Source organism: Tumidithrix elongata BACA0141 (genome assembly GCF_036349135.1).
Classification (GTDB): domain Bacteria; phylum Cyanobacteriota; class Cyanobacteriia; order Pseudanabaenales; family Pseudanabaenaceae; genus Tumidithrix; species Tumidithrix elongata.
This window is the reverse complement of the sequence record NZ_JAZBJZ010000105.1, coordinates 1-19,119: the sequence shown is the minus strand read 5'-3', so window position 1 is coordinate 19,119 and position 19,119 is coordinate 1. Positions and strand designations below refer to the sequence as shown.

17 protein-coding genes, 1 tRNA gene and 1 pseudogene are annotated in these 19,119 nt (G+C 46.6%); 9 read left to right on the top strand and 10 right to left on the bottom strand.

Annotated features, from left to right (window positions below; genetic code table 11):
• Positions 1-57: 57 nt before the first annotated feature.
• Positions 58-1,428 (top strand): iron uptake porin, encoded by a 1,371-nt coding sequence (locus V2H45_RS19975; protein WP_330485442.1) that lies wholly within the window; start codon positions 58-60, stop codon positions 1,426-1,428.
• 90 nt (positions 1,429-1,518) lie between these two features.
• Positions 1,519-2,805 carry a hypothetical protein gene (locus tag V2H45_RS19970; protein WP_330485440.1) on the top strand — a complete coding sequence of 429 codons (1,287 nt, stop codon included), beginning with the start codon at positions 1,519-1,521 and terminating at the stop codon, positions 2,803-2,805.
• A gap of 59 nt (positions 2,806-2,864) precedes the next feature.
• Here V2H45_RS19970 and V2H45_RS19965 read toward each other — a convergent pair whose 3' ends face one another.
• The 6 genes from V2H45_RS19965 to V2H45_RS19940 form a co-directional block, all read right to left on the bottom strand.
• Positions 2,865-3,938 (bottom strand): leucine-rich repeat domain-containing protein, encoded by a 1,074-nt coding sequence (locus V2H45_RS19965; RefSeq protein WP_330485439.1) that lies wholly within the window; start codon positions 3,936-3,938, stop codon positions 2,865-2,867.
• Between the two features lie 120 nt (positions 3,939-4,058).
• Complete coding sequence (locus tag V2H45_RS19960; protein WP_330485438.1) at positions 4,059-4,541, bottom strand: DUF3368 domain-containing protein; 483 nt, start codon at positions 4,539-4,541, stop codon at positions 4,059-4,061.
• A complete protein-coding gene (locus V2H45_RS19955) occupies positions 4,538-4,783 on the bottom strand; it encodes a UPF0175 family protein (protein WP_330485437.1) in 246 nt (81 codons plus the stop codon). Before V2H45_RS19955 ends, V2H45_RS19960 begins: the two co-directional genes overlap by 4 nt.
• Positions 4,784-5,151: 368 nt before the next feature.
• Positions 5,152-5,805 carry a response regulator transcription factor gene (locus V2H45_RS19950; RefSeq protein WP_330485436.1) on the bottom strand — a complete coding sequence of 218 codons (654 nt, stop codon included), beginning with the start codon at positions 5,803-5,805 and terminating at the stop codon, positions 5,152-5,154.
• A gap of 85 nt (positions 5,806-5,890) precedes the next feature.
• Positions 5,891-8,542 (bottom strand): DUF3536 domain-containing protein, encoded by a 2,652-nt coding sequence (locus V2H45_RS19945; protein ID WP_330485435.1) that lies wholly within the window; start codon positions 8,540-8,542, stop codon positions 5,891-5,893.
• Positions 8,543-8,833: 291 nt separating this feature from the next.
• On the bottom strand, positions 8,834-9,670 hold the full coding sequence (locus V2H45_RS19940; RefSeq protein ID WP_330485441.1) for a carbon-nitrogen hydrolase family protein: 837 nt from the start codon (positions 9,668-9,670) through the stop codon (positions 8,834-8,836).
• Between the two features lie 183 nt (positions 9,671-9,853).
• On the opposite strand from V2H45_RS19940, the gene V2H45_RS19935 reads away from it, so the two are divergent.
• Positions 9,854-10,885 carry a succinate dehydrogenase/fumarate reductase iron-sulfur subunit gene (locus V2H45_RS19935; RefSeq protein WP_330485434.1) on the top strand — a complete coding sequence of 344 codons (1,032 nt, stop codon included), beginning with the start codon at positions 9,854-9,856 and terminating at the stop codon, positions 10,883-10,885.
• A gap of 156 nt (positions 10,886-11,041) precedes the next feature.
• Positions 11,042-11,830, top strand: coding sequence for a pentapeptide repeat-containing protein (locus tag V2H45_RS19930; RefSeq protein WP_330485433.1), 789 nt, complete (start codon positions 11,042-11,044; stop codon positions 11,828-11,830).
• A 153-nt stretch (positions 11,831-11,983) separates the two neighbouring features.
• On the opposite strand, the gene V2H45_RS19925 is transcribed toward V2H45_RS19930, so the two are convergent.
• Together V2H45_RS19925 and V2H45_RS19920 are read right to left on the bottom strand one after the other, a co-directional pair.
• Positions 11,984-12,055 (bottom strand) — tRNA-Asn (locus V2H45_RS19925).
• Between the two features lie 68 nt (positions 12,056-12,123).
• Positions 12,124-13,056, bottom strand: coding sequence for a DMT family transporter (locus V2H45_RS19920; protein WP_330485432.1), 933 nt, complete (start codon positions 13,054-13,056; stop codon positions 12,124-12,126).
• A gap of 322 nt (positions 13,057-13,378) precedes the next feature.
• Here V2H45_RS19920 and V2H45_RS19915 point away from each other — a divergent pair, with 322 nt between their 5' ends.
• The 4 genes from V2H45_RS19915 to V2H45_RS19900 all read left to right on the top strand — a co-directional run bounded on the left by V2H45_RS19915 (position 13,379) and on the right by V2H45_RS19900 (position 17,820).
• The gene (locus V2H45_RS19915; RefSeq protein WP_330485431.1) at positions 13,379-13,657 is read left to right on the top strand and encodes a hypothetical protein; all 279 of its coding nucleotides are present in this window, start codon (positions 13,379-13,381) and stop codon (positions 13,655-13,657) included.
• A gap of 287 nt (positions 13,658-13,944) precedes the next feature.
• A complete protein-coding gene (locus V2H45_RS19910) occupies positions 13,945-16,581 on the top strand; it encodes a cation-translocating P-type ATPase (protein WP_330485430.1) in 2,637 nt (878 codons plus the stop codon).
• Positions 16,582-16,621: 40 nt separating this feature from the next.
• Positions 16,622-17,371 (top strand): phosphatase PAP2 family protein, encoded by a 750-nt coding sequence (locus V2H45_RS19905; protein ID WP_330485429.1) that lies wholly within the window; start codon positions 16,622-16,624, stop codon positions 17,369-17,371.
• Between the two features lie 68 nt (positions 17,372-17,439).
• Complete coding sequence (locus tag V2H45_RS19900) at positions 17,440-17,820, top strand: diacylglycerol kinase (RefSeq protein ID WP_330485428.1); 381 nt, start codon at positions 17,440-17,442, stop codon at positions 17,818-17,820.
• A gap of 20 nt (positions 17,821-17,840) precedes the next feature.
• On the opposite strand, the gene V2H45_RS19895 is transcribed toward V2H45_RS19900, so the two are convergent.
• On the bottom strand, positions 17,841-18,440 hold the full coding sequence (locus tag V2H45_RS19895) for a flavodoxin family protein (protein WP_330485427.1): 600 nt from the start codon (positions 18,438-18,440) through the stop codon (positions 17,841-17,843).
• Positions 18,441-18,543: 103 nt separating this feature from the next.
• Here V2H45_RS19895 and V2H45_RS19890 point away from each other — a divergent pair, with 103 nt between their 5' ends.
• Positions 18,544-18,888 carry a winged helix-turn-helix transcriptional regulator gene (locus V2H45_RS19890; RefSeq protein WP_330485426.1) on the top strand — a complete coding sequence of 115 codons (345 nt, stop codon included), beginning with the start codon at positions 18,544-18,546 and terminating at the stop codon, positions 18,886-18,888.
• 43 nt (positions 18,889-18,931) lie between these two features.
• Here V2H45_RS19890 and V2H45_RS19885 read toward each other — a convergent pair.
• Positions 18,932-19,066 (bottom strand): annotated as a pseudogene (locus tag V2H45_RS19885) (excalibur calcium-binding domain-containing protein); the annotation flags it as partial.
• Between the last annotated feature and the right edge of the window lie 53 nt (positions 19,067-19,119).

Below are 19,119 nucleotides of genomic sequence, written 5' to 3'. Positions count from 1 at the left end.
CCTCATTTTCCTCAAATCCCTTCCTACTCTTGTTTGTATTTTTAGAGATGCCCTGAAATTATTTCTGCTGGTTTAGCAGACAAGGTTAGCAAAGAAGATCTGGCAGCTTTACAAAAACTGCAAGAAGAGTTTGCGGCTGAGTTAGCTACCCTACGCGGTCGAGTTGATGCCTTGGAAGCCAAAACCGCAAAGCTTGAGGCGCAACAGTTTTCTACAACGACCAAGCTATATGGACAAGCCATTTTTGGCGTTCAAGCCCGTACCAGTAATACTGCCGATCTATCGCCTAGAGGTGATGGACTTAAGGATTCTGTCGATCCTGCCACCAATCTCACCTTTGGCTACAATGTCCAATTGAGTTTAGCGACTCAATTCGATCCACGCAGTTTGCTATTGACTGGATTACAGATGGGTAACCTATCGTCATCCATTGGTACATTTGGGGGGACGACTGGTTCGGCTTTCTTGTCAAATACCTTTACGCGTCTTGGGTATGAACTAGATACAGGTGGTGCCGTTCAGCTAAGTGACTTATCCTATCGTCATTTAATTGCCGATAACTTTGCCATTATCGTTGGACCAGTTGGCGTCAACCCAGTCACCGTATTTCGCGGACCTAACCGTTACGAAAATGCGGGACAAGGGGCAATTTCAGCTTTTGCTCAACGTAACCCCATTCTTAACCTTGGTAACACCACGGCGGGGTTAGGGTTTGACTGGCAAATTGCACCAAGAGTCAGTTTGCAAGCCGTTTACTCTGCGGGCGATGTGGCAAATCCTACAGGATCGGGGGGGCTATTTGGTGGACCAACTACAATTGGGGCTCAACTATCATTGACGCCTGCTGAAACTGTAGATGTGGCACTCTATTATCTCAACTCCTATGTCACCAGTCCGAGCTTAAATACTGGGGTTGGGGATAACCTGATTGGACCAATTGGTTCTCGCTATAACACCAATGCATTTGGCGCTTCTGTAAACTGGCAAATCTCACCCAAGGTCACGTTTGGTCTTTGGGGCGGTTATACAAGTTCCAATTTGGTTGGTTCCAGTATTGCAATTCCAGGGTTACAGGGAACTGTAGAAACGACAAATTGGATGGCTTATTTTAACTTCCCTAACCTATTCAATGATGGCGATTTATTAGGCATCTATGTTGGTCAGCCTCCCAAGATTACCAGTAGCAATATCAACGTCAGTGGTTTCCCTGCATTTAATGTGCCTAGTGCGATCGGACTACCTGGTGTTGCTTCAGGAGATGTAGGTGGGCAACCTGCTTCTACAACTCATCTTGAGGCTTTTTATCGATTTCGCGTCACTAAAAACATCAGTATAACTCCGGGCATTCTGGTGTTGTTTAATCCCGTTCACACCTCGACGAGTGACACGATCACAATAGGTACGTTGCGCACCACTTTCACGTTCTAGTTTCACGGTTTCAGAGGGGCGATCGCTTAATCACCTAGATGAAAGCCCCTCGATTCAACGACCTCTGTCTAAAATTTAAGGAGAAAATGGATGACTAATAAACTTTCCCGTTATGCCCTAGCCTTTAGTATTCTTGGTGGCGCAGCGATCGCGACTTCTTCCCCAGCGTTAGCTCAAACAACAACCGTCAACTTCAGCAACAATGGTGGCACCATTGGCACAGCAACATTTAACTCCACCGCAGGGGCAACTCCCACTTTCAACTTTCCTAATCCCATTACGGTGATTACTCCCGCAGGTACTGCAAACCTAGCTTCATTCGCACCAACCGCAGGGCAAACCACGTTTAACAATGGGTTTACCAATGTTCAAACAGGTGACGGTTTTAGCTCTGTAGGTACCTCCACAGGAAGCGCGGGACTCAATACTGGCAACCCCAATGACGGTCAAAATGCTGTCTTTACCGCACAGCCAACAACCCTAAATGGCAAGGTGGTAACGACTACAGCAAATAATTTGGTTACCACCAACTCCACCATTACTGCGAATATCACAGCGCTGAGCATTACTGTTCCCAAGACAAATCTCACGGGTGCTAACCTTAACAATCCCGTTGGGGCTGGCGATGTTTTTGTTCCATTTAAAGGTGGAACGTTTGACATTACGACCAATCCTACGACTTCATCATTTACTAGCAAATCCCTCACAATACTTACCCCCATTGGAACGATCGATCCTCTGACATTTGTTCCTAAGAGCTATGTCAACTTCGATCGCTCGGGAAGTATTGCTGCGCTTGACAATTTGCAACTGACCGGTGAAACCTCTGGCAAATTTAAGTTTAATGACAGCAGAACTGCCGATCTGACCAATTTTGCTACCACTATCAGGGGCACGGTTACTACGGCTAGCACGGCAGCGACTCCTACAAGTAGTCAAAATGTGCAGGGCGTGATCACAGGTGGAGGGCTTACCATTCCTGCATCCAGCATCAAGGGTACTGCCAATACATCTGGAACAGGTTCGGAAATTGTGATTATCAATATTTTCACATTTCTACCTCCTGGTCTGTTAAAGGCAAAGCCCGAACTCTTGGCTTTTTACCTTAATAATCCTGGCTCAGTAACCTATACATTCACCTCTAGTGATGATGTTGTCACCTTCAATAATGTCTACTTCCTCAATCGCGGTCAGTTAAAGAAACTGTTGCGCACAGGTGACCTTGGTACTGGTGGAGAAACGGTAAAGTTTGTGATTTTACCTTCCTCTCTATTGAAACTGAAGCCTGGCACGGTGGTTGTGGTAGAGCGTCCTAGCTCAACCTTGACCAGCAGAGTTTTCTACACCATGAGCAACAAGTCTCATGATGATGACTAATTGCTTGTAGTCAGTCTAGAAGTTTGATACTAAAAAAGGGCAGATACCTCTGCCCTTTTTTATCTAGAATAAGGGGCAAAGTGGCAGACATATTCTGATTTGACTGGGCAGGTTTTATCCGCGATCGCTTGATTTCCCTCAAGATCGAGCCTTTCCAAATGGGTCAGAGCAGATAAAGGTTTGATATCGGTAATTTGATTGTTGCGAAGGTCGAGATCTTTGAGCTTAGTTAGATCTGCTAAAGGTCTGAGGTCGGTTATGTGATTATTCTCGATGTAGAGTCTATTCAAACTCGTCAAAGCTGATAAAGGCTTGAGGTCTTTGATCTGATTGTCACTTAGAAATAAATCTTGCAACTTGGTTAAAGAGGATAAAGGCTTGAGGTCGGCGATCTGATTTTTATCAATGTAAAGCACAGCAAGTTTTGTCAGGGATGACAGAGGCTTAAGATCGCCGATCTGATTTTTGGCAATGTGAAGACTGACCAGCTTCATCAAGGGGGACAGCGGTTTAAGGTTTGTAATTTGATTGACCTCTAGATCGAGTTTCGTCAAACTTGTTAGAGAAGATAAAGGCTGAAGGTCAGAAATCTGATTGAGCCTAAGGCTTAGTAAAGTTAGTTTTGTAAGCTTTGACAGAGGTTTAAGATCTGAGATTTTGTTGTTAGAGAGATCTAGTCCAATCAGGTTGGTTAGAGAAGAAAGGGGTTTAAGATCGGAAATTTTGTTATTCCCAAGGTCAAGCATAGCTAGTCTAGTCAGGGATGCTAGAGGTCGCAGATCGCTAACTTGATTTTCGCTAAGGTAGAGCTTTTTGAGTGGAGTCAAGGAAGACAGAGGCTGGAGATCTTCAATCTGTAGTTTTGCGAGATAGAGACTCTCTGCTTTGGTGAGTATTTGGTCGGCTTGTTGGCAGTTTTGCGTTTTCGCAATTTTTAAGAGTTCGTCAACTGTATGTTGAGGCGATCGCGGCAGGGTATCTCTTTGCAAACACCAATCAACAAAGCGTTTGGGCGTTTTACTCGCCTCTATTGGGACGGCAACTGAGTCTAAAAAAAGCCCCGAACCTTGTAAGAGAACTACTTGGGCAACGACCACACCTACTAATCGCGATACTCTATATCCTCGTTTCATAAAAAATCAGAATAGCCACCTAACTCTTATTGTATCAAGGCTTGAAAGCGAGGATTGTTGCGGATGCGATCGCTACGGACGATTTCATTTTCTTCAAGATTTATATTTGGTTACATGGTTCTATTCTCCAGCTAGTTTCAATATCTCTTCATATACCTCTGTTTGCACCCAAAAGCCCCGATTAATCAGCTCATCTAACATAAGTTGTACGGAACCAATTAGCCCTTGACGTTTAGCTGCGAGTAAAATACCCAGTAATCCAATTACTTGCACTCCTGAAGCGATCGCAGCTTTCCGTCCGCGTCGTTCGTCAATTATTAGGCGATCTGCATTTAACTCGACAGCAAGTGTAATTGCTTCTGCCTCTCCTAGGTCTAGCGTTTTGTGGAGTGTTTGAAATAATGCAATGTTTGTAATAGAGCGAATTTGAACCCAATCTAATGTTTGAATAGCAGATGAAGCAGGGTTTGTAATATCTGCGTTAAGAAGTTCTTGATATACAGCAGAAGGAATAACGATCTCGCCATATAATTTATGCAATAAAGCCAACTGTCCAATAACAGCAAGATTACTAATCGCTGATGTGTCGCTAACTACAATCATCGCCAATCGTTTGCTTCTAAAGTCTTAAGATCTTCATGAAGTTCTGTAAGCCCATAATGAAGAGGTATTTTGCGGCTGGCTAATAGTCGTTGAAATTCAAGTTGGTTCATGTTCGCAAAACGACTCGCCTGACCAAGTGTAAACTTATCTTTTTGAAAGAGAACGATCGCAATTTCTTGTAGCATTTCAGCTTCTGTCATTTGCACATTTTGCAAGACCGCATCGGAAATAATTACGCTCATTACATTTACTCCATAAGTTGCTTAAATTCTATTTTCGAGCTGGAATTGTGATTCATCTTTTTTACTTAACGCCACACAGTAACTCCCACAATGTCGAAATGGTAAGCGACTGGTCATGATAATTTTTTAGGAAGTTTCTTTGCATAGATAAGTTCAGCGAGAACGGCATCGTGATTGATGGATGTATCGGTATATCCACTACCTTGAGTTGCTGGGTTTAAGCAAAAAGGCTTTTTGGGTTTGGACTGACCAAGTTTTATTAGCGATCTCCTTTGTTGAGGTAGATTGAGCCGCTCCAAATCAGTCAGAAGAGACAAAGGTTTGATACTGGCAATTCGATTGTTGCGAGAACAGAATAGGTTTTTAATTTATACTAACCCAGTACGCAGAGCGGTTACTGCTGCTTGTACGCGATCGTCCACGGCTAGCTTGTTCATAATGCCGCGCACGTGGGTTTTGACCGTGTTAGGGCTGAGATATAAATTTGCCGCGATTTCTGGATTGCTCAGTCCTTCTACCATGAGTTTCAGCACATCGAGTTCTCGTTCTGATAGAGGCGCAAAGTTACTCTTGGGCACAGGCGGCTTGAGATGTTCTAGAACTTTGCGGGCAATTTGCGGATCTAGGTAAGTCGCACCGTCTCTCGCTGCGGTAAAAGCAGCCATTAACCGCTCTGAGTTTGTACCCTTGACACAATAGGCATCGGCTCCGCTGGAAAGTGCAGCAATAATTTCAGTTTCTGCGGTATGGGAGCTCAGCATCACAATGCGAATCTCTGGCAGAGCAGCTTTGATCTGTTGCGTCGCCGCAATTCCATCCAGACGGGGCAAGCCAATATCCATCACCACAATATTGGGTTTTAATTCTTTTGCCATCTTGACACCCATGTAGCCATCTTCGGCAATACCGACAACACTTACATGGGCGTAGCTCGATAGGGACTGCTCTAACCCAAGTTGAATTAGGGGATCGTCTTCAACAATTAATACTCGTAAAGGATCCTTTTCAGTGGCGATAGTCATAATCTTTGGTAGCGAACAATCACGAAAAATTCAGGTGTAATTTCCCTGCCATCATTATGTACTACATTCACGCCAAACTTTCAGTTTAAGGATGAGGTAACAGCCAAGCAGATACAGCGATCGCCATTTTTTCACTCAAATTCATCAATTGCTGCAATTCTAGATTAGAAATCGTTTCACAGAGGGCGATCGGCAGGTTACTCGGTTGATTGCCGGGTTTCTGCTGCGATAGTACGCTCAAAGCCAGACGGCAGCTAGGCGCGATCGCTTGCTGCAGATAGTCGAGCAGTAACTCCTGCGCCTGATTGAGATCGAGGGATAAATGTAAGCGAAATGCTAAATCTAAGGCTTGCTCGATCTGACTGAGACTATTGAAAATCGATGGATCTGAGGTGCGATCGTGATGAATCAGTTGCCAAATTTGCTGCACGATCGATCGCTGGAGAATTTTTGCCGCTTCCGCACGATTTATATTACATCCGAGATGGTCAGCCTCGATCGCAACAGCATCTAACTCAGCGATCGGCAAGGATTCGCCGCTTTCTAGCCGTTTCAGTTCCTGCATTAAGCGATTGTTGAGGGTAATATCCGCCGCAACTTGCAGCTCGGGCGGCACGTTTAACCCATCGCGACGAAAAGACGCGAGAATACCGTAGTTATCTCGATAAACTTGGGCGTAAAGCTGATCGAGGCGCATGAGCGTCTCCCCTGCCAACAGGTGCAAAATACGATGGCGTTCCTCAGCAAACAGGTGATGGAGGCTAAAGTATTCGCTGCCAAAGACATCTGCCATCGCCAAAATTAAAGCGGCAGCACTGGCTAGTTGCAATGCCTTAAATAATTGCGACTTGATCAGCTCGTATTCGCGTCTGCCTGTAAATAGATCGATGCAGCAGTGGAAATCATCGCCGCCCAAATGAAGTACGGCAAACACATAATCTACGGACTCTTGGGTAATGCCAGAGGTAATCTGAATCTGTCCGATCGCGAGGGTATTAGAACCCATGCGCTGCAGTTGATAGTCGTGCTGCTCGATCGTGTAGCAGTAAAGCTGCTGCGATCGCAGGTAGGTGGTAAATAAAGAACTGATGGCATAGTGAGCCGCAACCTGTTGCAGGCTGATCTTGGAAGTCAGGACATGCTGGCGATACACCTCAGCCCCATTGCCGAATAGGGGAATATTGCTCGGGCACTTTTCTAAACGCTGAATAAATTCTGGCTCTAGCAAGATCCCCGTCACATCTGCCGCCAACTCAATCGCTCTCGCGGCATAGCGCAGAATTTGCACCCCTTCAGGACGGGATAATTCTTCAAAAAACCATCCGCAACTGGTAAACATCAACAGGGCATGGCGTTGCATCTCTAGTAGCCGCAGGGCGTCCACCCGATATTGGGGAGACTTGTGACGTCCCTTGCCGAAATTTTGAAAAAATGCCTCTAATTTCTCTTCGCTGTTGACGATGCCATGTCTTAAAGAATCGCGCAAAACATAGATATAGGCATCTCTCGCTGCCCAAGGGTCAGTAAAATATTTGCTCCCTACATCTGCGTAAATATCGCCAAGGCGATCGCGCAGCCAATTTAAACTCTGGCGTAAAGGCTGACGCCAAGCTCCGTAACCAATCTCAGTCCCGCAACCGCAGTCATTCTGCCAGCGATCGACCCCATGGGCGCAGCTCCAAGCGGTCACAGGCTTAAGCACGACTTCCCATGTGGGCGGATACAAACTGAGATAATGGGCGTAATTGGTGACCGTCCAGCCTCGGTTGGGAAATTCTGACTCAAACCCATAGGCAAGCGACATTTCGGTGAATTGTTTGTGATGTCCAAAGGTTTCGCCATCCGTTGCCACCGAGATCAGTTGCGAAGCGCGGCGATCGCCACGCACAGCTTGCCCCAGACGCGCCGCAAAATTATAGGAACTGTTGAGCAAATCGCCAAACCCCATATCGCGGGAAATTGGTCCATCGTAGAAAAAGATATCGATATAGTTTTTGGTGCGATCGCTTGGATCCAGATAGCAGCGATAGGGACGGTTGGGATCGATTTGACTACCGCTGACTTCATTCCAAGGGTTTTCGCCTTGCTCTTTGGTTTCCAAAGCTGCCTCTGAGGCGGTGCTGGGCATAGGACGACAGCGCAGCGCTTGCGATGGTGCCAAAATAATAAACTTGATCCCCTCTTGCACCAAAGCTTCTAGGGTTTCGAGATCGACAGCAGTTTCTGCCAGCCACATGCCTTCAGAGTCGCGCCCAAATCGAGATTTAAAGTCAGCCTTGCCCCAACGAATTTGGGTGAGTTTGTCGCGCCAGTTCGCCAAGGGCATAATGATGTGGTTGTAAACCTGTGCGATCGCATTGCCATGACCATTTAACCGTTCGGCACTGCGCTTATCGGCATCTAAAATGCGCTGATACACAACAGGATCGTGCTGCTCCATCCAAGATAGAAGCGTGGCACCAATATTAAAACTGAGGTACTCAAAGTTATTCACGATTTTGAGTAATTTGCCATCCCCCGTCATCACCCGCGCAAAGGCGTTGGGGCGATAGCATTCGTGGTGAATGCGTTGATTCCAATTGTGAAAGGGAGCGGCACTATCTTGTCGCTCGATCGCATTCAGATAAGGATTTTCACGGGGTGGCTGATAAAAATGTCCGTGTACGGTAATGTAGACTCCCCGATCTACAAGCTGAGATGAAGTAGAGGTAGGAGCGGACGATGAAGCAATAGTCACGATTATTTTTGGCTGTTAATGTACGTGTGGCTTAAATCATGCTATTCAAACGGTATATCCTTTGCTCCGATCCCCATCCACGCTGCACATTTTCTTAAGAAATCTAAATTGACGCCGCGATCAGTTCTCCTTTGTAATTGCCTCCTACACCAAAACCTTGGAGAAGAATTTTCAAGTCCCCCAGAAATGGGGGACTTAGGGTACTCAATCGCTAGAAATGAAGACAGATAGACGTTAGTAGGCTTAATCCTCTCCTTAAAGAAGGAGAGGATTAAGTAGGGTGATTTTAAATTACAAAACCCGATGCTTTAAGGAGGGCATTTGTCGTCGAACTTGTTCGAGACGAGAGGGTTGAATCTCTGCCACGGCGACCCCAATTTGATCGCCCGCATCAGCCAGCACCACGCCCCAAGGATCGATAATCATGGCGTGCCCATGGGACTGGCGGCGAGGGTTATGTCTGCCCACTTGAGCAGGAGCGATCACATAGCAGGTATTTTCGATCGCTCTTGCCTGTAAAAGCACCTGCCAGTGATCCTTGCCCGTAAAGGCTGTAAACGCCGCAGGTACAAATAAAACATCGGCACCATTTGCCGCGAGATGGCGATATAGCTCAGGAAAACGCACGTCATAGCAGACTGATAGCCCCAAGTTACCTAAACTTGGAGACTGATAGACTACGGGCAGATCAGAACCTGCTAATACTGCCTCTGATTCTCTGTAGGTATTGCCATCAGGTAGGTTGACATCAAACAGGTGCATTTTGCGATAGCGGGATAGCTCCAACCCCTCGGGACTGACAAGCAATGCCGTGTTATACATTTTTTGAGGGCGATCGGAGGTCTCCTCAACTTTTGCCGTAACTGGCACTGGGAAGCCGCCCCCCAATAAAGTAATTTGATAACGCTGCGCCATCGTAATCAAAAACTTTTCACTTTGAATCGCAATCTCTGGTGCCAATTTTGATTTTTGCTCTTCATTACCCAAAAAAGAAAAATTTTCAGGTAAGCAAACTAGCTCTGCACCTCGATTTACAGCAATTTGGATCAAATCCTCTGCCTGAGCTAGATTTTTATCTAGATCAGGCACACTCGTCATCTGTACAGCACCCGCCAAATAAGACTTCATCACGTTTCTTTCAATTCCATTCACTCTCTTAGATTACCCTGCGGCGTGACGCATCCTGCAAGGAATCGCCCCCGATCTACACAGAAAAATGAATCCTTAAGTATTGTCTTGCTTTTGTTTAATTCGTTTTAAGTCTGGTTACATTTAATCAAGGATGCAGATAAGGATGCAAAGCTAAAAGTTATGAAAATCTCGGTTAAAGTTCGTCGCCAAGCATCTCGTACCAGCGTACCCACCTATCAAACGTACGAGGTGCAGGCTGACCCACACAGCAATACGGTTTTAGATATTCTGCATAAGATTCAATGGGAGCAGGATGGCTCCTTGGTGTTTCGTCGCAACTGTCGCAATGTCATTTGTGGCTCCTGTGGAATGCGTATCAATGGGCGATCGGGGTTGGCTTGCCAGAAATTAGTGAGCGAGTTTTTTGGTGAGGAATTTCTAGAGCAAACGTCAGGTGGGACGCATCCTGCAAGGAATCGCGAACCAGAGTTTGTACCCGAACTAGTAGTCGAACCGATGCAAAATCTGCCCGTAATTAAAGATCTGGTCGTTGATATGACCAAATTTTGGCAAAACTTAAGCAAGGTCGATCCGTTTGTATCCACGGCTTCTCGTCAGATTAGCAAAACCGAGTTTCTGCAAACTCCTGCCGAACGCGACAAACTTCAAGCCGCAGCCAACTGCATTTTATGTGGCTCTTGTTACTCTGAATGCAATGCCGCTGCTGTCAACGATCGCTTTGTGGGGCCCCATGCCCTAGCAAAGGCCTATCGAGTCATGGCAGATAACCGCGACGATCGCACCACTGAACGCATCGCCCAATACAATCAATCAAATTTTGTCTGGGACTGCACCCGTTGCTACAACTGTAATGAAGTCTGTCCTGTGGAAGTCCAGCCCTTAGACCGTATTTCGCAGATTAAGCAAGCTATTCTCGCCGACGCGAATCTGCCCGAATCAACACCACAACTCCACCGCCATACAATGGTCGAACTCGTCAAACAAGATGGCTGGATTGATGAGAGTAAGTTTGGGATTAAGGTGGTTGGGAATAACTTCAAGGATCTAAAAGGCATTGCCAGCCTCATTCCTGTGGGGTTTCGCATGATTCTTAAAGGGAAAATGCCCTACCCTTGGCAATTTAAACCCTCAGAGGGTATCAAGGAGATCAAATCTTTAATGACGGCTGTGTTAGACAGGCGATCGAAGTAAACATACACTTAGCCCAAAAGTATATATATTAAGCAAAAAAATTATAAGGAATTTGCTTTTAATTGATTCTAATTTCTTAATACAAAAAATACTGCACAGATTTTGCGGGGGCATGATAAAGATAGACCTAGGGCAAGAGTGTGGTACTTAACATTTATGGATATCCAAGAAAAACTAGAAAGGCATAACCAATGGTTAGAGTCTGATGGCAAGAAAGGAGAGCGGTTTAGTGCAAGCAACGCTAACCTCACAGGAGCTTATCTTTATGCTGCCAAACTGGCTGGATTCGATCTCAGTAAAGCCGACTTGACTGGAGCCAATCTGTTTGGAGCCGACCTGACTGGAGCCAATCTGTTTGGAGCCGACCTGACTGGAGCCAATCTGTTTGGAGCCAATCTCAGTAAAGCGAACCTGTTTGGAGCCAATCTCACAGGAACTGACCTTGAAGGAGCTGTCCTTGAAGGTGCCAACCTCAGTAAAGCCAACTTTTTTGAAGCCAACCTGTTTGGTGTCAACCTCGAAGGTGCCATTCTCGAAGGCGTCGATCTTACGGGAGCCGATCTGAGTTACGCCATCCTGATTGGAGCTGACCTCTATGGAGCTATCCTCAGTGGAGCCGAACTCACTGGAGCTAATATCAGTCAGGCAAACCTTAGTCAGGCCATTCTTAGTAAATCAGAGATGGTTGGAACCATCCTGATCGGAGCCGACCTCACTGGGGCAAAACTCAGCTATGCCAACCTCCATTACGCCATTCTTGAGGGAGCTAACCTGACTGAAGCAAAGCTCAGTTACGCCAACCTTAATCAATCAGAGCTAGTCGATGCCATTCTCGAAGGAACGATCTTAGAAGAAGCGAATCTCACTGGGGCAAACCTTGATGGCGCAAAACTATGCAATACCACCATGCCCGATCGCACCATTAATAACTCAGGCTGTGTGTAGGTAGCGATGGATTCGTGGATAGGGATCGCACCATTTCTTAGATCTCTCCCATTGCGTCGAATTTTTTAAATTACTTTTCATACCCAAAAATCGCTTATCGATCTTTTTCAAGAAAAGAAAGATAAGTAGATTTTTAGTTGGATTTTGTGTGAACTCCCCAGGCAAGATTCGAACTTGCGACCAATCGATTAACAGTCGATCGCTCTACCACTGAGCTACTGAGGATTACGCTTGAGTAGTTATTCAGGCATTAAGAATAATAACGCATAAACGCGCATTAGCAACAATCTTTTTTATTTTTTTCTGGACGAGCTTCCTAAAGATATGGCGAGCGAGCCTGCCACGACGAGGATTGCACCGTATAAGGCAGTGATGGTCAGGGTGCGGGTCGCTAGTAAAGCAGGGAAAAATAGCGTTACCGCCTCTGAAGCCCCCAAGGTTACCAAAGGCGTCAGGGTTAACACCGCACTCACCCGCGAGGCATCCCAATGTTCTAGGGCAGCGGCAAATGCGCCATAGGCAATCAGGGTATTGAGCGCACAAAACAGGAGTAAACCCATATATAGAGGCCCGATCGCAAATAGCCGCACAGGGGTCGCTAAGGGCGTAAATAAAATGGCGGAGCCACCATACACGCAGAGCATTACCGATGCCGAGGGCAATTTTTGTAAAAGTTGTTTTTGGGCTAACCCATACACCGCCCAAGCGATCGCCGCGACTACCAAGAGGAAATTTCCCCACAAATAGCTATCTAGGGTAGTCACCAATGTGCGAATCTGCTCGTGGGAAAACAGCACCATACCCAAGATCAGAACAGTGACTCCGACCCACTGCTGTCGGTTGTAGCGTTCTTTAAATAGCCACAGCGAGCCAAAGCCTAATAGCACAGGGGCTAACTGGATCAAAATTTGAGCGTTATTAGGTGAGGTCTGTTCTAACCCCAGTAAAAACAGAATGTAGTTGGTGGCAAGACATAGGGTGGCGATCGCCAACAATCCTAAAAAAGGCAGTCCCAGTTGTCTGAGTTTAGGTAATTCCTGCTTAGTGGCGAGATAGATGCCCAAGCACAGAAACGCAAATAAAAAGCGAAACCAAGTGACGGTATAGGCATCTAAGACTTGTAAAACAATTTTGAGAACAACGGCTAAAAAGCCCCACAGGAAAACAGTGAGGAGCGATAAACCCAATCCAAGCCGCCAACGACCTGAACTTTGGTGAAGTAGCATAAAATTTACAATGCGCTAGTACATACCCAGACAAGCATTAAAGCATTAATCGCCAGAATAGACCCGTTGCAAATTACCTCGATCTTTCTCGCTAAGAGCACTTCCGAGTATTGTGCAAGCACCCATTACGCATAATTGCCAGTGGTATTATCTTAGCCAGACTCAAATACGACGTAGATTCAGTGAATTCTCTTGCTTACCTTCAGACATAGTTAGGAACCTATAGTAATCCTAACTGAGTTGTACATTTGTAGCCCAAGCATCTTGCCTGCAAGGGCTAAAAGCCTGTACTACGTTCGCAAACAATTAAAGAGAACTATATATGAATCGTATATTTCGGAAGTATCACCGTTGGATTGCCCTCGCCCTCTGTCTGCCGCTATTTACTACGGTCTTGACTGGCATGGGATATACCATTGCAGATGAGTGGTTTCATCAAAGGGAACTGGGGAAATGGTTACTCAGTATCCATACCTTTGAAATTTTCAAGTTGGAAAGATTCTTCCCCATTTTGACTGGAATGGGATTGATTGGACTACTGATTACTGGAATGAGCATGAGCAACTTGTTTCGCAAACGCTCGGAATCTCGACAGAGCTAGGGTTGGGGCACTGAAGTGATGAATTATTAGGGATTTCTCAACTGGGTGGGGCGGATGGTGTTACTGGTTCCTCACCCATAGCAATCGCCGAAAGAATTATTAACCTAACGAAGCTGTATGAGATGGGATAGTAAACAAGTTACTCATACCTCCTGAGTTAAAGAATTATTAACCTAACAAAGCTGTCTGAGATGAGATAGTAAAAAAGATACCCTTGCCTCGTAGGTTTCTGCCTAAAAAATGCATGAGTAATTATTGCCCAATGAATAATTTTACCAAGGTCTTTTATGGTGACATCATCTCAGGATTTGCAATATACAGGGTTATCTAGCCAAGAAGTTGCGATTCGCCTCAAGCAAGACGGTTACAACGAACTTCCCTCTACCCAGCACCGCAACTTTCTAGAGATCGCGTGGGAAATCATTCGGGAACCCATTTTTCTACTGCTGATCTCCTGTGGCACGATTTATCTGTTACTAGGAGACGCCCAAGAAGCCATCATTCTATTGGGGTTTGTCTTCTTTATCGTGGGGATTAATCTGTATCAAGAGCAGAAAACCGAGCGATCGCTAGAAGCCTTACGGGACTTGTCTAGTCCTCGCGCCTTGGTAATTCGCGATGGGGAACGGCTGAGAATTGCAGGTCGGGAAGTCGTGCGAGGGGATGTCATCGTGCTTTCAGAGGGCGATCGCGTTCCTGCCGATGCCGTGCTGCTCTGGTCTACCCATGTGACCGTAGATGAATCTCTGTTAACGGGGGAATCCGTTCCCGTCCGAAAACGAGCAGCAAAAACTGGAGAAGATTTAGAGAAACTCGCGGCAACCCTGCGACCTGGTGGCGACGATCTGCCCTGCGTTTATTCTGGAACGTTGCTCGTACAGGGACAAGGGATTGCGCAAGTACAGGCAACGGGCATTCACACAGAGATGGGTAAGATTGGCAAGGCATTGCAAACTATCGAGCAAGAAGATACCTCCTTACAAAAGGAAACTCGGCGAATTGTCGGCAAACTTACGATCGTGGCGATTCTCATCTGTATTGCCGTGGTAGTAATTTACGGGTTGACCCGTGCCGACTGGTTGCATGGATTTTTGGCAGGCTTAGCCCTAGCCATGGCAATTTTACCGAATGAAATCCCCGTAGTGTTGGCAATCTTTCTGGCATTGGGCGCTTGGCGGTTCTCTCAGCAAAAGGTCTTAACGCGGCGCATTCCAGTAGTGGAAACATTGGGTTCCGCCACGGTACTTTGCGTAGATAAGACTGGAACCCTTACATTTAACCGAATGGCGGTCAAACAGCTATTTGTATACGATGGTTCCACCCCCTATCCTTACGATGTGACGCTGCACGATCGCGAACCTTTACCTGAAGTCGTACATCCCTTGATTGAGTTTGGCATTCTCGCCAGCCGCAAAGACCCCTTTGACCCGATGGAAAAAGCCTTGCAACTGATCGGGCAAAATTATCTTGCCAAAACGGAACACCTCCATGGTGACTGGCAACTGTTGCATGAATACCCCCTATCCAGCGAACTGCTGGCAATGTCCTGCGTGTGGGAAGCCCTAACCAAGGAGTTAACTGTTGCCGCGAAGGGTGCACCAGAAGCGATCGCTGAGCTTTGTCATTTCAGTACCAACCAACAAGAAGAACTAACCCAACATGTTCAAGCCATGGCGCAGGAAGGGCTAAGGGTTCTAGGCGTGGCGAAGGGACGAAGGATCGGAAGTTTACCTCAAACCCATCCCGATATAGCTTTGCCCTTAGATACTGACGATCGCTTGCCAACTCAGCAACATGACTTTGAGTTTGAATTTGTCGGTCTTATCGGACTGGAGGATCCCGTTCGTCCCACGGTTGCACCTGCGATCGCCGAGTGCTACAGCGCTGGAATTCGCGTAGTGATGATCACGGGAGATTACCCCGTGACAGCTCAGAATATCGCCCGTCAGATTGGACTCGTCCCAACGGATAAGGTGATTACAGGGCGGGAACTAGAGCAGATGGGTGAAGCGGAATTACGCGATCGCATCCAGTCCGCAAATATCTTTGCCCGTGTCGTGCCCGAACAAAAGCTGCTGATTGTGAATGCCCTCAAACAGAGCGGTGAAATTGTTGCCATGACAGGTGATGGCGTCAATGATGCCCCTGCGCTCAAGGCTGCCCATATTGGTATTGCCATGGGAGAGCGGGGAACAGATGTGGCGAGGGAATCAGCGGATTTGGTATTACTGGAAGATGATTTCTCTTCGATTGTAGAATCGGTTAAGTTAGGCAGACGCATCTTTGACAATTTGAAGAAGGGTATGGCCTATACGCTGGCAGTGCATGTTCCGATCGCGGGTATGTCCCTGATTCCTGTGATCTTTGGTTGGCCTTTGGTTTTGCTGCCGATCCATATTGCCTTTTTGCACCTGATTATTGACCCAGCCTGTACGATCGTATTTGAAGCCGAACCTGCGGAAAGCAATGTCATGCGCCGCCCACCTCGAGATCCTAAGGAACCGCTGTTTAGTCCTCGCACCTTGAAGTTGGCATTGCTTCAGGGGATCAGCGTTTTGGTGGTACTGGTAGCTGTGTTTGCGATCGCTTACTATTCGGGTGATAGTAAGTTCACCGAAACAAATGCCCGAGCCCTTGCGTTCACCACGCTGATTATCTCTAACCTCGCAATGATCCTGACCAATCGCTCTTGGTCGCGCACAATTCCCGAAATGTTACAGGCTCCCAATACTGCCCTTTGGTGGGTGCTGGGGGGAGGCATAATTTTTCTGGCACTGATTCTCTATATACCGTTCCTACGGCATCTGTTTAGTTTCTCTTACCTCCATGCGGACGACCTGCTAGTCAGTTTTCTCTCTGGCATTGTCAGCATTCTCTGGTTTGAAGCCCTAAAACTTTGGAACCGTAGGGAGGTACGTGCCTAAATGTAGAAATGCGCTCTGGAGTATAGAATCGAGGTATAGAATGATAGAGATATTCAACCAAAACCTCAATCGTAGAATGGACTCCAATCTAGAGAAATTGGCAGCATTTTGGGTGCAGCATGTTTCACCAAAGATCGCGCTCCTATCTGTCACGGTAGGCATTGCTGGGTTGACGGGTTGTGCGTTCTGCCTGTGGGTTGTGGACTCTCTCTTGATAAGGACTATCCCCAATTTATATCCTACAGAAGTAGAGATGCTGCAATGGATTCACCAATTTGCCAATCCGTTTTTGGATATGCTAATGCTGCTCGTAACAAAGCTAAGCAATCCAGAGATAGCCGTACCGATTGGGTTGGTGACACTGGTAACCCTCCTGATTCAACAAGCCCATCTAGAAGCTTGGATAGTTACGATCGCGGGATTGGGCGCAATTTTCTTGAATAAAGGACTCAAGCCTATGTTCGCCCGACTTCGCCCCGATCTATATCCACAATTGATTCAAGAGAATTCCTTCAGCTTCCCCAGCGGTCATGCCTTAGGAACGGTGGTTCTTTACGGTGCGATCGCCTATCTATTGGCAAAGCACTATCCTCATTACAGGATCTGGATCTATCTGCTGGCAGCGATTCTAGTCATGGCAGTGGGGCTGAGCCGTCTCTATCTGGGCGTGCATTGGCCCACAGATGTATTGGCAGGATGGGCGATCGGTTTGCTGTGGTTAATTACCTGTATCGTCATGCTACAGCTTCAAAAACTTCAAACATTGAAGCAAACCAAAGAATCGACTTGATATCCAAGTTGATATCTAAGCTAATGTCCAAACCGATCGCCCAAGCTTATAAAAATCACTCAAAACCCATGCCTAAAAAGTTTCACAAGCCTGCTTATCATCCCTTCCGCAAGCTGAAAGTCGTATTTTCAGGTCTTTATCTTGCCGTCATATCTGATTTTAGCGTTGCCTATAAACTGGTTTTATCGGTTCCCGTCCTGATCGTTTCGTTTATGGTGCGGCAATGGGTGGACGTGACGCTGATTTTGTTAGCGACTGGCATGATATTGTCTGCTGAGCTGTTTAACAGTGCGATCGAAATCCTGTGTGATTTTGTGGAATTACAAGAGAACGATCGCATTGGCACGATCAAAGATATCGCCGCAGCGGCAGCAGGCATCAGTATCTTCGTATGGGCGGTAACACTCATCCTCGAAGGCAGCCACCTCTGGCAATTACAGAAAATTTAACCCTGACATTTCTTAGCAATTTAGGCGGCTTTCTCAAGATTCCAACGTTTTGTGGCTTCGGCAATGCGTTGTCCAAAGCTCACGGCTGTTAAGCGATCGCCTGAGTCTAGAACCGCATCTCCACCCGTCATATTCATAGGACTTTGCCCCATCACGCCCAGAAATGAGCCTAGACGGTTGACACCATCGGTTTTGCCCATATATTGACTGGGTAAATCTCCCGCTCCGACCCACACCATGCTGTGCTGTGCTGCGTTGATGGATAGATATAACAAAGTTCCCTGTTTGTCGCCACTGAGGGAACCCGAATGGGTAAACCCAGCCGCAATTTTATCTTTCCATTGTTGAGCGAACCAAGCTGCACTGGCAGCATCGATAAACGCTTTGAACTGTGCGGCAACACCACCCATATAGGTTGGCGAACCGAACACGATCGCATCTGCCTGACTTAGTTTCGCCAAGATCTCGTCATCCTTCCAGCGACCGCCTGTGATTTGCTCTCCCGTAATTCGCAGTAACTCAGCGTGGATACCTATTTTGTTTACCCCTTCGGCGATCGCCTCTGCCATCAAATGCGTGTGCCCCGAACCCGAAAAATAAACAATTGCGATCGTTACCATAGAAACCTCATAGAAATCTGTTAAAAAGATACTAAAAGTAACTACTTACAAAAGTAAAGTAGGTACTTTTTCGTAACTAGTAGGCACTTTTGGGTAACTAGCCATGACACAGCGATCGCGCGAACTCTGCTCCTGTCCAGCGAGCATTTTGATGGATGTCTTGTCTGGTCCTTGGACAATGTATATTTTGTGGGTACTCTCGACCTCTGGAGCAACAAGGTTTGGGGCATTGAAGCGGCGAATCGAAGGGATTTCCACAAAAATGCTGACGGAACGCCTACGGATGTTAGAGCAGGAAGGAATTGTCTATCGCCATTACGAACCCACAGTTCCACCGCAAGTGACCTATGGGCTAACGGAACGCGCTCAGGAACTCGTTGCTATTCTAGACCAGTTAAATGCTTTGGCACAACGTTGGTATGGACAGGAAAAAGCTCAAGCAGGATAGATTTCGTCCCCTGATGTAGCGATCGCTTCGGAATCAAAAACGGCTATTTACACCACTGCCGTTCGCAGGGAATTCCGTCATTGTTCCCATCCATCTTAACGTTTGGACAGTTATTCAAGAAAAAGGTTGCTTCCGCACAGGATGTCATTTGCGAACAGTAAGTTCTGCCATCGCACCTACTCCCTTTCCGCTATAAGACAGGGTAAAATATGAGGTAAAAAAGAGGGTAAG